Source organism: Alteromonas abrolhosensis (genome assembly GCF_001953635.1).
Lineage (GTDB): Bacteria > Pseudomonadota > Gammaproteobacteria > Enterobacterales > Alteromonadaceae > Alteromonas > Alteromonas abrolhosensis.
In genome coordinates, this window is the sequence record NZ_MEJH01000008.1 from 99,133 (window position 1) to 111,651 (window position 12,519).

Annotated in this window: 9 protein-coding genes; 8 read left to right on the top strand and 1 reads right to left on the bottom strand. The window is 45.4% G+C overall.

All coding sequences use genetic code 11. The features are described from left to right. Positions 1–23: 23 nt before the first annotated feature. From BGK61_RS13170 to BGK61_RS13205, 8 genes are all read left to right on the top strand, one after another. Positions 24–647, top strand: coding sequence for an NAD(P)H-binding protein (locus BGK61_RS13170; RefSeq protein ID WP_076012694.1), 624 nt, complete (start codon positions 24–26; stop codon positions 645–647). Between the two features lie 83 nt (positions 648–730). Beyond that, entirely contained in the window at positions 731–1,537 is an 807-nt protein-coding gene (locus tag BGK61_RS13175; protein WP_199820745.1) for a tRNA1(Val) (adenine(37)-N6)-methyltransferase, read from the top strand. A 13-nt stretch (positions 1,538–1,550) separates the two neighbouring features. Continuing rightward, a complete protein-coding gene (locus BGK61_RS13180) occupies positions 1,551–2,039 on the top strand; it encodes a YgjV family protein (protein ID WP_014999599.1) in 489 nt (162 codons plus the stop codon). Positions 2,040–2,435: 396 nt separating this feature from the next. Beyond that, positions 2,436–3,008, top strand: a complete 573-nt coding sequence (locus BGK61_RS13185) for a hypothetical protein (protein WP_076012693.1) — start codon at positions 2,436–2,438, stop codon at positions 3,006–3,008. Beyond that, complete coding sequence (bcsA, locus tag BGK61_RS13190) at positions 2,986–5,211, top strand: UDP-forming cellulose synthase catalytic subunit (protein ID WP_076012692.1); 2,226 nt, start codon at positions 2,986–2,988, stop codon at positions 5,209–5,211. The genes BGK61_RS13185 and bcsA overlap by 23 nt, the downstream gene beginning before the upstream one ends. Beyond that, positions 5,208–7,484, top strand: coding sequence for a cellulose biosynthesis cyclic di-GMP-binding regulatory protein BcsB (locus BGK61_RS13195; RefSeq protein WP_076012691.1), 2,277 nt, complete (start codon positions 5,208–5,210; stop codon positions 7,482–7,484). The genes bcsA and BGK61_RS13195 overlap by 4 nt, the downstream gene beginning before the upstream one ends. After that, the gene (locus tag BGK61_RS13200) at positions 7,478–8,587 is read left to right on the top strand and encodes a family 8 glycosyl hydrolase (protein WP_076026092.1); all 1,110 of its coding nucleotides are present in this window, start codon (positions 7,478–7,480) and stop codon (positions 8,585–8,587) included. The genes BGK61_RS13195 and BGK61_RS13200 overlap by 7 nt, the downstream gene beginning before the upstream one ends. After that, on the top strand, positions 8,584–11,007 hold the full coding sequence (locus tag BGK61_RS13205) for a cellulose synthase subunit BcsC-related outer membrane protein (RefSeq protein WP_076012879.1): 2,424 nt from the start codon (positions 8,584–8,586) through the stop codon (positions 11,005–11,007). The genes BGK61_RS13200 and BGK61_RS13205 overlap by 4 nt, the downstream gene beginning before the upstream one ends. Before the next feature lie 40 nt (positions 11,008–11,047). Here the strand turns inward: BGK61_RS13205 and BGK61_RS13210 are convergent, their stop codons facing one another. Then, positions 11,048–12,460: a collagen-binding domain-containing protein gene (locus tag BGK61_RS13210; RefSeq protein ID WP_076012878.1), complete on the bottom strand. Its 1,413-nt coding sequence runs from the start codon at positions 12,458–12,460 to the stop codon at positions 11,048–11,050. Between the last annotated feature and the right edge of the window lie 59 nt (positions 12,461–12,519).

Sequence of the window (12,519 nt, forward strand, 5' to 3'; positions counted from 1 at the left end):
ATTTATGATACAAGGTGCGACGTATGAAATCCGCAATGGTGCTAGGAGCGACAGGTTTAGTGGGGCGAACGCTTGTAAATATGTTGTTACAGGACAGAAGGTACAATGAAGTCACTTGCTTAGTGAGAAAGCCGCTTCCCTCTAGCATGTTTAATGACCCTTACAATCGGCTGAAGCCCGTGGTTATCGATTTTGAAAATCTTCAGGATTACCAAGGTTACTTCAGCGTAAATCATGTGTACTGCTGTTTGGGTACCACATTGAAAAAAGCAGGGTCTAAGCAAGCGTTTCGCCGCGTCGATTTTGAGTATGTTCATGTTGCTGCACAGCTTACCCGTGCACAGCGCGCAGACAGCTTTGTATGGATATCTTCAGTAGGCGCTGATGCTAAAAGCAGTAACTTTTATTTGCGCGTAAAAGGTGAGCTAGAAAACGCGATCATGCGAATGCCGCAGTTGCCACATGCCTCTGCGGTGCGCCCGTCGTTATTATTAGGCAGTCGCGATGAGTCGAGAACGCTAGAAGATATAGCGCAGAAAACGGCGCCCATTTGGCAAAGTATAATGAAAGGGCCGTTAAAGAAATACCGACCGGTTCATGCTGTTGATGTGGCTAGAAATATGATGTCTCTGCAGCGCTGGCAGTAATTGTCACAACCTTAACGTGAAGCCTTGCATAACTTGGTATAGAATGCGCGCCTTTCAAACGCCTTAGGTAATACGACTTCCTTATGTTCCGCTGTAAACAATTCACCGTAGCGCAAGATAAATGCGCCATGAAAGTGAACACCGACAGCCTGATTTTAGGAAGTTGGGCTGAGCCCGGTTCGGCCAAGCATATTCTAGATGTAGGAACGGGTAGTGGCATTCTTGCGCTGATGATGGCGCAAAAGTCAGAGCATTTTTTTCACAGTAGTACCGATGAACAGCGTGTTGGTAATCAGCGAGCCTTTCGAATAGACGCGATAGAAATTGATGAAGATGCTGCGGCGCAGGCCGCGTTAAATTTTAAAAACTCAAAGTGGGCTAACCAATTATTTTCCCGCCGTTGTGATGTAAATAGTTTTACATCGCCCTATTTATACGATGTAGTCATTTCAAATCCGCCTTACTTCGACTCACCAGCCAAACGTTCAAATGCTTACAATCAGCAAAGCCAACCTCGAAATTTGGCAAGGCAGACTTTGGCGCTTGGTACAGAAGAGTTTTTTGAGGTCAGCTACAAACTGCTTGAGTCAAACGGGCATTTGTATTGCGTTTATCCTTTTTCGCTAGAAGCAAGGGTAATTCAGAACGCCGCTTCTCATAGCTTCGCGTTAGAAAAGCAACTTTACGTCAGGCATGAATCTAACAGCGCTCCTTACCTTTGCGCCTTTCACTTTAGAAAACTAGCGATAACTTCCACACTATCATCAATTGAAAATGTCGGGGTAATTGCTAAAGAGGCGAGTAAGACAACTTTAACCATTAGAGACGCGCAGGGCAATTACACAAGCGAATACAAAGCCCTTTGCCAGCCTTTTTACCTTAAATTTTAATGAGCTTATATAAATGAACATAGTTGCAGAAGGCTTTGGCGCAATCGCCGTTGTTTTGAATTTTATTGGGTATCGCCAAACCAATGTAGACAAATATTTGCTAATATCAGCGTTTGCTTTAAGTGCGCTAAGCGTACACTTTTTTATGCTAGATGCTATGGCAGCAGGCATCGGAACACTGCTTGCTAGTGTCCGCAATTTCATTGCAATTAAACACAGAAGCAATGCTATTTTGTTTTTCTTCGTTGCGGTAAATCTAGGCTTTCTTGCTTACGAATGGTTTGTGTTGTCACATAGCTGGATAATCTTTATTGCCTATGCGTCGTCACTCATTTTCACCGTAGGCTCTTTGGTTATTCGCAACACCCATACCATTAGGAAAGTTTTCCTTGTTGCCGAAACCTTGGGGCTCTTATACGCCATATCGGTAGGAAGCATTTTCGGCACAGTATTCAACGTAAGTAATTTGGTTAGCATTTTAAGTAAACTGCGTAAGCCTTAGCTTTACGTTTCTGACATTCAATTCAGATTACATACCTTACTAACTCACCTGTCCGCTCCATCTGGTTGTTATAGATGGAGCTGCACGTCTTAATTTTTGTACGTTCGTACCTTTGCTTCACTGCGCGCTTATTCCACTGCACGCTTACTTCACTGCACTGATTGGTTTAATGAATCCGTACGTTCTATAAACCAGTAACCCCGCTGTTTTACCTCGGCACAATCTCCCTTCAGCCCTTATTTTCTATCGCTTATACCAAAGTTCAATGAGCTAAAGTTCAATATTATTTTAGGTATGGAAGCGTATCATTATTAATCAGTAAGTATGGTTTCAGCAATTTTTCCTCTGGATGTACGGAAGTAGACTCAGCGTGTAGTAATGAGGGGAGTGTGCGCAGTGAAATTAGTAGATAACTCAAAACAATTTGATCAATCACCTACGCTTGAACAATCGTTTCAGGGCGCCATCAATGACGGCGCTACGATAAACGTATTTGAGCGCGCTCAACAGTTTAGAAACACCCCTTCAGCTTTCACTAAACCACAGCTGGTTGAGGAGCGCACAAGCTTAGAGACAGAACAGCTGTGGAAAAAGCGCCTTTCGATGCTGCTAGATGCAGAAAATAAACTTATGAAAGTTATACGTTTTCGTAAAATTACTGGTATATTTACGATTGCAAGTATGGCTATGTTTTTATTTTCCCTGTACATAGCGCCAACAATGTCGCCGGTAGTGTTTTACGGCCTTATTGTTGTAGCCGCATTTGGAATGGCAACGTATCCGGCGTGGTTTTTAGCTTCAAAGAGCAATAAAAAGCAGAGAGATGACATTTCTCGTTTGTTTTATAAGAGTAATCACGAAATCGAAATGTCGGACGGTAAAATTACGTTAATTAACAGGGCGAACTATGCAAGTGTAACGCAAATACACGTATTGGATCGCAAACTTGGATTATTCGCAAACCCGTAGACAGCACTACACCACACAGTTCATCATCTTACTGCTGGTAGCATCCTTTATTCTTGGGGTGCTACTTCTGGCACCCATGGATGCCTTGGGCCAGCTCCTATCTTCAGTTGTTATTCTCATTGCAATATCGCTTTGCAGCAAAGAAGCTCGTCACACACAAAAATATCAGAACTTATTTCGTATATTCGCGCTAGTGCTAGCTATTGCACTTAGCGTAAGGTATTTGTTGTGGCGAGGTATTTACACGCTCACCTATTCAGATTTCTTCTCAATGATCGCCGTTTGGTTGTTATTCGGTGCTGAAATTTATGCGGGGATAACGTCTGTATTAGGGGCTATCGTTAACGCGTTCCCACTAAGTCGACCTCTGTTGACCTTAGAAGGAATGGATAAATCTACTTTACCTAGCGTTGATGTCATGATCCCAAGTTACAACGAAGATGAGGGGATACTAGAAGTTACGATCCGCGCGGCAAAAATGCTTGATTACCCTAAGGAAAAGCTGCGTGTTCATTTGCTCGATGATGGCGGTACTGACCAGAAGATAAATGCTCAGAACCCAGTAGCTGCAGCAGCTGCCAGACAGCGTCGCCTCAACCTACAGGCGTTATGTGAACGATTAGACATCACCTATCATACCCGGGCGAAAAACGAGTTTGCCAAGGCGGGTAATGTAAATAGTGCGATACAAAATACCACAGGCGATTTGATTGTAATCTTAGATGCCGATCATGTTCCGACATCAGATTTTCTAGACAGAACTGTGCCTTGGATGCTTAAAAACGAGAAAGTCTTTCTTGTACAAACACCGCACTTTATGGCCAACCCAGACCCGGTAGAACGCAACTATTTTTCTGCGTTTACTCGCATGCCTTCAGAAAATGATATGTTTTACGGAACCATACAGAAGGGCTTAGATTACTGGGGTAGTTCTTTCTTCTGTGGTTCAGCGGCATTGATGAGAAGAAAGCACCTTGATTTAGTGGGCGGTATTTCCGGCGACTCTATCACTGAAGATGCAGAAACTGCGTTAGACCTTCATAAAATGGGGTATGAGTCTGTATATGTGGACAGACCCATGGTAAGCGGACTTGCGCCAGAAACCTTCGACGCTTTTATCCAGCAGCGCATGCGCTGGGCGCAAGGTATGACGCAAATACTGTTACTAAAAAAGCCGTTTAAAGCACAAGGTCTTAAGTGGTATCAGCGAGTAGGCTACATGAGTTCAATCATGTTTTGGCTGTTCCCGTTTGCTCGCATCATCTTTTTGCTTATGCCGTTGGCGTATTTGGTCTTTGGCCTTCAGGTTTATCATGCGTCAATGCTAGAAATTTTTGCCTTCACCTTGCCTCACGTTATTGCCACGTACATGATATCCACGATGCTCTTTGGGCGAACGCGATGGCCCTTAGTTTCGGAATTGTACGAAATACTGCAATGTGCGTTTACATTAAACGCACTAATAAAAGTGTTCTTAAAGCCGCGGGCTCCTTCATTTGTGGTTACGCCGAAAGGAGAAAGCCTAGACAGAACGTTCGTTTCACCCTTATCGAGCGTGTTTTACTGGCTAATCTTGGTTATCACGTTCGCATTAGGTAGCGGCGTTTATAAGTTTATAACAGAGCCACTCACTCGCGAACTTACTGTGGTGGTTATGTTGTGGAATGTATTTAACTTGATTCTTTTGTTATCCGTTCTCAGTGTGTTACTGGAGCGAAAACAGGTTCGAAGTCAGGCTCGTTTACCCGCTACTAACAGTGTCGTCATTAAAACTACGAACGACGAAGCGTGGGTTGGAGATTTGGTTGACTTATCCCTGGGCGGTGCACGGCTGCGGTTAAAAGGTGAGGGAGCGTTGGTGCCTGAAAATGCCACGTTGACATCGTGGAGTCACGCACTGAAAAAGAACGTTCACTTGCCAATTGACGTGCTTCACTACGACAATAAATCAAAAATACTTCGGGTGCGCTTTGTGCCACAAACCGAAGAACAAGAGAACGAAGTGGTCGCCTATTCACTGTGTGATAGTTTACGATGGATGTCATTTCAAAGAAGAAGAACAAGGGCTATCTCATACTGGTTCGGCGCAAAACATGTGTTGAAAGTTGGGTTAAAGCCTGTTTTGTTGCATATGCTTGTATTAATGGGGAAATTCGCCGGCAAATTAGGTTTACTTGGTAAGCCGGCAAAGGAAAATCAATGATAAAAAAATACCTTATGTTCATAGTGTGTTTGTGCATGCCTTTTACCCTTGTGGCACAAACCGATACGTACCGCCTGACCGATTTTTTCGGTGGTGAAAGTACCGTGCGCTTGCAGGGTAAATCTGCCTCAATTGACATTCCCATTCCTCTTAGCTCAGTAACCGATGTGGACAACGCGCTGTTGACGCTAGAAGTCGTAAGTTCGCAGGCGCTCATTAAAAAACGCTCACAGCTATACGTTAGGTTCAACAACGCCACTATTGGTCAGATTGCTTTCGATCCAGACAGACCATCTCTTGTATCGGAAATTGCGATCCCTTCATCATTGTGGCGCGCAGGCTTTAACTCACTAACGCTGGCAGTGAGTCAACATTACGCCGAGCAGTGCGTTGACGGCAGCGCACCGGAATTATGGAGTGAAATTAACGCGTACAATTCGACTTTGAAGATTGCAACATCGGTGAATGAGAAACGCTTTACACTTGATGAACTAAGCGGCTTTTTTAATCCAGGTATTGGCGGTCAGCGAAATGTCCAGCTATATACGGCGCGAGAAGTTGAAGCTCAAATCCAACAGCAGACGCTACCTCTTGTGGCGCAAGCCCTCGCTTTGAGAAATCAATATCAGCCGCTGATTGTCGAGCACGATAGCTTCGATGATGGCTATGTTTTGCCTCAATTAGAAGACACAGAAAACAGTTTTTGGGATGACCAAAATGTCGCCCGTTACGAGCGTGCAGCATGGTATTTGAAGGCAAAACAGAAGCAACCCGTACACGTACTAGTCGGGACAGTTGAGGCTTTATCACCGGTATTATCTGACGAAGTGATCAACGACATTGATGGCGCGTTTTTAAAGGCACAACGCACACCTGCGTTTGTAAAAGACAGTAAAGTCATTGTGCCAGCTAGCTATCGCTTAATTGTAAGTGGCACCACACAAGATGAAGTGCTTGAGGCCGCCAAAGCCTTGGCAGTAATGGATGACGCGATAAATCCCGTTTCGCAAGTTACCGTACTTTCTCAGTCACAGATGCAGGCAGAAACCCTGCAGCGCCACCGCATTCTGAAGCCGGACAATCACTACACATTTAAAGACTTTGGTGTGTCGACTACTCAGTTTAGAGATGAAGGGAACTTCACAAAACGGGTGTCTTTCAGGCTGCCCGCTGACTTTTACGTGCCTGAAAATGCAAGCGTGAGTTTGCTGTTAGACTTTGGATATGGAGCGGGCTTTGGGCCAGGCTCGGTTATGAACGTCAGCGTCAATGACGAGCTTGTTCACGGTTTATCGCTTAATAATATTAATGGGCAGTCATTCAGAGACTATCAACTGAGAATACCAGCGCGTTTCTTTAAAGGCGGGGTTAATAATTTAGATTTCGCAGTGACAATGAGAGCGCCACTGGCGGGCGTACCTTGTGACGACATTCCCGGATCTCATCTTGTATTCCAGCTTGATGATTCTTCAGCTATGAAATTGCCCGATGCAGGAAACGTGGCAGTTCAGCCTAATCTCGCACTGCTTTCAGAAACTGCATATCCGTTTGTGCGCTTTAAATCTGCGCCTCTTTCAACGATTGCAATACCTTCAGAAGACTACCTAGATACCGCGTTGACTCTATCAGCTAAATTGGCACAAGTAGCGCAAGTCCCTTTATTGAACATGCAAATCGCAATCGGGAACGACATTACAACTGAAGGCTCTGTGATTGTACTTGGCACACCTGAAACCTTAACGCAAATTGAACAATCTGAATTCAACACCGCTATCGAAGCAACAAAGCGCTGGTCTTATCGACTTCAAAATAATCTATACAATCGCGTTAGAAACCTAACCGATGATCAGTCTTTTAAAGAAATGCGAATTGATGGTCATACAGTTCAAGAAAGCGATTTGGGTGAGCAAGCTGTGCTTACCGCACAAGCCCATCCAACTTCATCGCAAACCGATACCTTGTTTATTGTCGCAGCCCAATCTCCAGAGTTACTTCAGGCAAGGGTAGAAGACTTGGTCAGTCTGTCTATGTGGGGGCAGATGGCCGGTGACTTTTTCGCATGGAAAGATGGACTGTCACCTTCACTTATTATGCAAGTAAGTGACAAATACGAAGTGGGAGAAGCCGACGATAGCTGGTTGCATTTAAGGCTTTGGTTGTCTAACAATCCTTGGTATTGGCTGATGAGCTTTGTATTGATGGTGTTTGTTGTCAGTCTATTGATTTACCTGTTGCTTAAACGCCGAAACAAACAAGTACAAGACTCATGGTAAGCCTGCACTTTGCAACAAAAACGGCGCTTGTGGTAGGTATTCTCCTCTTGCTCGCGTCTTGCTCTACCAAGGAAGATAGCGAGTTCAAGTCGCAATACATTGCGTATAAGGCATTGTTTATTGATGGTGGGCGAGTGATAGACACGGGAAATGACGATGTGTCGCACAGCGAAGGGCAGGGCTACGGTATGCTCTTTGCCGTCGCCGCCAACGACAAAGATACCTTTGACGCATTGTGGCACTGGACCAGGCGCACGCTCATGCGCGATGACGGGCTCTTTAGCTGGCGCTACCGACCTTGTGTGGATAATTCATCTTCTTGTATCGATGACCCTAATAATGCCTCTGATGGAGAGATCCTCATTGCCTGGGCATTATTGCGTGCAAGTGAAAAGTGGGGTGTAGGCAGTTATCGAGACGCTGCCAAAGATATCGTCAGTGCGGTGGAGCAGAAGTTACTGGTAGCGCACAATAAGAGCGTGCTGCTACTGCCTGGTGAATACGGCTTTACTTCTGAACAGGCGGGCAAAACCAGTCTTCAGTTAAATCTTTCCTATTGGATTTTCCCCGCTATAACTGATTTGGCCAATTTATCGGTAACGCCGGAACGTTGGGAAAATCTGTATGAGTCAGGCTTAACCTTACTCTCAAATATGCAATTTTCATCTTATCGATTGCCCAGCGATTGGGTGCGCTTGACACCTAATGAATCAGGCCGTGAAAATAGTTTGGACCGCGCCGCGTTAACGCTGGACAACGTAATATCGCCTGAGTTTGGATTTAATGCCATCCGTATTCCGCTACAGCTTTCATGGTCGCCACGATTTCGCGAAAATGCTGCACTAACCGAGAAGCTTCTTGCGCCATATTACGCGTGGTGGGCAAAAAAGCCTACGCCAGCGACAGTCAACCTGTTAACCGAAAAAACGGCCGAGTATGAAATGTCCGAGGGGATGCAATCAGTGCAACTTGCCGTGACCAGCCTGATGCAATCAGACGATCACCAAAGGGCAGTGTGGCCTGAAATCAATAGAAACATGGATTATTACTCGGCAAGTTTAACGCTGCTATCTATGTTAGCGGTTTTGGATAATGCATCGTGAAAGATAGGTTTACACGCACGTCTTTATATTTAGCCCTAGGAGCACTCGCCACGTCTTTTGTGTCGATGCAGGCTTTGGGGCAAGCTAAAACAACGTACAAAGAAAAAGATCTGGGCATACTACCGGCACAGCAGGAGCAGCCAGATTTAACTGGGCTTTGGTACCATATTAATGAGCGACAGGTTCAACAAGCTAACGAGGAATTCACGCGCTTAAAAGCTCGTTATCCTGCGTGGCAGGTACCACAAGAAGTTGAAACCGAACTAAACAGAATAAACGGCCGATTAAAAGGTACTATCAAACCTGTAGCTTCAGAGTCTAGGAATTTGACGGCAGCCGCACAAAACCAGCCGGCCAAGCCCGCTTTGAAAGCTCGCCCGCTAGAGCAATTTGCCCAGTTAACGCCCAAGGCCAGGGCAAATACACCTAAGCAAAAAGTAGAAACCCTCATTGCCTTAAGTAATCAACTTAAGCGCACTGATTTTTACCTGCTGATGGGATGGACTGCCCTCGATAAAGGCATGTTAGAGGTGGCAACGCAGCAGTTCTCTGAGGCCTTGCAATCTGCAGTGCGCGATATTGATAAACAATCTGCTCAACAAGGCCTTAACAGTGTCACTGGTATTAAGCTACAGCAGGCATTGTCTTTGCGCGATACGAAAACGTTGGAGCAGTTTCTCAAATCTGATAACAGCGGCTACGTTAAAGAAGTACTGCAAGGCGCAGCGTGGCAACAATACGATTTAAAAAACTATGACTTTGCTGAAGCGTTATTTAGTTTGATTAACGATAACGAAGGCAGATATTTATCTCTTAGCGCCCAAAGCGGTGACACGGCAAAGCAGCGCGCTTTCGACTTAGCATGTAGTATCAATACCGAAGTTTTCATTCGACGCTGTGCTGATGCACTGGCAAGCCAGCAAGCGCAGTTTTACGATACAAGGCGTTACAAGCAAAGTATAGAAGCCGGCGAGGCGCTTGCGCGATTGCGACCTTTGAGCATTGATGAGCAAGCACTAATTGGTTGGGCTGCTAAAGAAATACAAGACACCACAACCGCCACCTCAGCGTTCGAGCGAGTGCTAGCGAAGACGCCAACCGATACGGTGATCGCCAACGAATTGGTGATGCTCAATCAAAACGACGACGCCACACTAAACCGATTGGCGCTGAGATACAGCGCGGTTAAAAGCATTTTGCAAGAACGGACATCACGCAATGCTTGGCCTAGAAAACAATTTTGGTTGGCCTATCAAAACGGTGATGCACGCGGAGTTACAGCACAAACCAAAGACGGCCTAAGTGCGGTTTATGGAATGAATACTCGTAGCCGAAGCGGAGGCGAGGGGCTTGGTAATTTCGATGTTCTGTCGCAATACGTTGGCATTGGCAGCGGTTACAAAAACTGGCTGTGGCAAGTTTCACTCGACTATAAGCAGTTTTATAGCGGTCGCCCTCAGATAGGTGACTGGTTTGGCGATAACCAATTAAGCGGTTCATTTTCAGGAATAAGCGGCTTCGAAGATAAGGGGCTTCGCGCCGAAGCGCATTATCAAGCGCCCGATTTTAATTTTTACGTTAACCTAGAATATGCCATGTTCGACCAGCCCGTTAGCGCAAAAGTAACCGGGCAAATATCAGCAAGCAAGTTTCTTGGCAGCACAACAGTTGCCGCGACCTTGTTTAGAAAGGCGAAAGAAGACAGCTTGTTAAGCCAAAACGGAACCTTTAATGCTGACCACGCGAAGCCGTGGGGCTACGTGATAGAAAGTGGTGTAAGAGGATTGGTTGCCCATGCAGTGGCCGATAACTGGTCTGTTGCAGGCACCGCGCAATTGAGTCGCTTAGAAGGCGAACAGGTTGCTGATAACAGCGCACTCGCGCTACGTGGAGATGTAAGTTACGATATTGCGACTATGATATCCCCAAAGCTTGATTATTGGCGTGTAGGGCCGTTCTTAAGCTATATAAGTTACGATAATAACTTAAGCGGCTTTACGGTTGGCAACGGTGGCTACTTTAGCCCGAGTCAGTTTGTCAGCATTGGGGGGTATTCTGAATTACTCACTCTTGAAGCACTGAACTGGCAAGTTAAACTTCGAAGCTCACTTGCACTTTCACGTCTAGAGCAAGATGATGACCCTCGCTTTCCGATTGGAGGCGCTTCTCCAACGACTAATGAGGACGCTACCCTTGGTGAAAGCTCAGATACGGGCTTAAGCGGAAACTTTATGGCTGAAGGCCAGTATCGTATTAATAACCACTGGATTGTGGCTGGTTATATTGGAAAAGCGTTTGCCGTTGAGTATCAAGCGTTCGAAGCGGGTATTCAGATAAGATGGCGAGAAGGACGAGGCACTGGTGTAACGAGCGATGAACTGTTGCTCTCTTCGCCAAGATTAAGCGGCTTTGCACTGTAAAGCCGCTTTCATTTGAAGACTATCTATCTTTTCTAGAGCGTTAGTTCGCCTTTCTACGTCTAGCTAACATAAAGCAACCTGCGCCGAATAAAAGCGCGATTGAAGCTGGCTCACTGACATTGATAGCGCCAAAACGATAATTGTTTACTTGGCCTGTTGGTGCATTGTAGTTTTGACCTTGGTCGTTAACCAATTGCACTAATGGAGTAGTTAGACTGTTAGCAATAACGTTGCCGTCTACATGACCATTATAAAAGCTTAGCTCTGCATATGGCGCCAGTACGCTGCCTTTCACCCCTACACTATGTAGCGTAAGAAAATCGGCATCTACAAAGTTAAATAAAATGTTGTTGGTATACAGGCCATCGTGACGATGGCCTACATTGTTGTCATTGTCTCTATACTGGCCATTTTCTCTGAAGTATTCATTTTCCTGCGTAAAGGCAGTATTAAAGAAGCCTGTGTTGAATAACTCCACCGACTCACCATAAACGTTGATGATGTTATAGCTGGTGGTAGAGAAATCGTAAACAATGCCTTTATCAGCAGCGCTAAACCAACTTGAATCAATATTATAGATATTGATGTCATCAGATCCTGAGAAGGTGATGGTATTCAATACAGCGGTATTCGGGTCGGTACATGCTACTACTTTATCCGGATCGCTGGCATCGGTACATGACAATGTAGTTGAGCCATTCACCGACATTGACGCAAACTCCTGAGACTGCGCTGTAACTTCGGCTGCAATCGCATTAAAGTCAATGTTGTTAACGTCAGCCTTACTCACGCTATCTTGTTCAACAGAGGTTGCTGTCGAACCGTTGATGGCGGTGTAATTGTTAACGTCGTTAAGCGTTACAACGCCGTTGACTTCACTGCTATCAAGTTCAACGCTAGATTCAGCAAATACATTGCCGTTTTCCACTTGAGAACCATAAAGACTGGGGTTGCTCACGCTATCGTAAACACTGTTTGGCCCACCAAGCTTCACGGTGTTGGCGTGTACATCGCCTGCTACAACGTTTGAGTTACCTAGTTTGACATCACCTTTCGATGAGATACCGCCAGATTTCACCGTCGAGTTTATTAGATTAACGGTCTGCTCGGCGTTAACTGCTTTATCGAATGTGAGTTCTGAACCAAATACCATACCTGACACGGTAGTCGAGCCACCGTGAACGTCACCGCGTGTGAAATGAAGGTTTCCGCCTACCGCAAGGGCAGACTCAGACATGCTTGGTGATAATAGCAATCCAACATTGAAGTCGGTTACGTTCATTTCGCCACCTACTGCAAGTCTTCCTTCAACATCAGAAGATTGACCAGTAAAACTGTCGAAGATAAACGCGTTATATTCAAACGCTTCGCTTAATTCAATTTTGGCTGCAGACACCTGTGGTGCTGACATAACCGCTGCAACTACAGCAGTGTAGAGTATTTTTTTGTGCATAATGGCTCCAGTGACATCCGAGTCTGGAACCGAGCTTCAACATGGATTTTCCAGACACA

What these genes read in the sequence shown, in the direction of transcription:
- BGK61_RS13170 (WP_076012694.1), top strand. Translation starts at nt 24, where the DNA reads ATGAAATCCGCAATGGTGCTAGGAGCGACAGGTTTAGTGGGGCGAACG.
- BGK61_RS13175 (WP_199820745.1), top strand. Translation starts at nt 731, where the DNA reads ATGTTCCGCTGTAAACAATTCACCGTAGCGCAAGATAAATGCGCCATG.
- BGK61_RS13180 (WP_014999599.1), top strand. Translation starts at nt 1,551, where the DNA reads ATGAACATAGTTGCAGAAGGCTTTGGCGCAATCGCCGTTGTTTTGAAT.
- BGK61_RS13195 (WP_076012691.1), top strand. Translation starts at nt 5,208, where the DNA reads ATGATAAAAAAATACCTTATGTTCATAGTGTGTTTGTGCATGCCTTTT.
- BGK61_RS13200 (WP_076026092.1), top strand. Translation starts at nt 7,478, where the DNA reads ATGGTAAGCCTGCACTTTGCAACAAAAACGGCGCTTGTGGTAGGTATT.
- BGK61_RS13210 (WP_076012878.1), bottom strand. Translation starts at nt 12,460, where the DNA reads ATGCACAAAAAAATACTCTACACTGCTGTAGTTGCAGCGGTTATGTCA.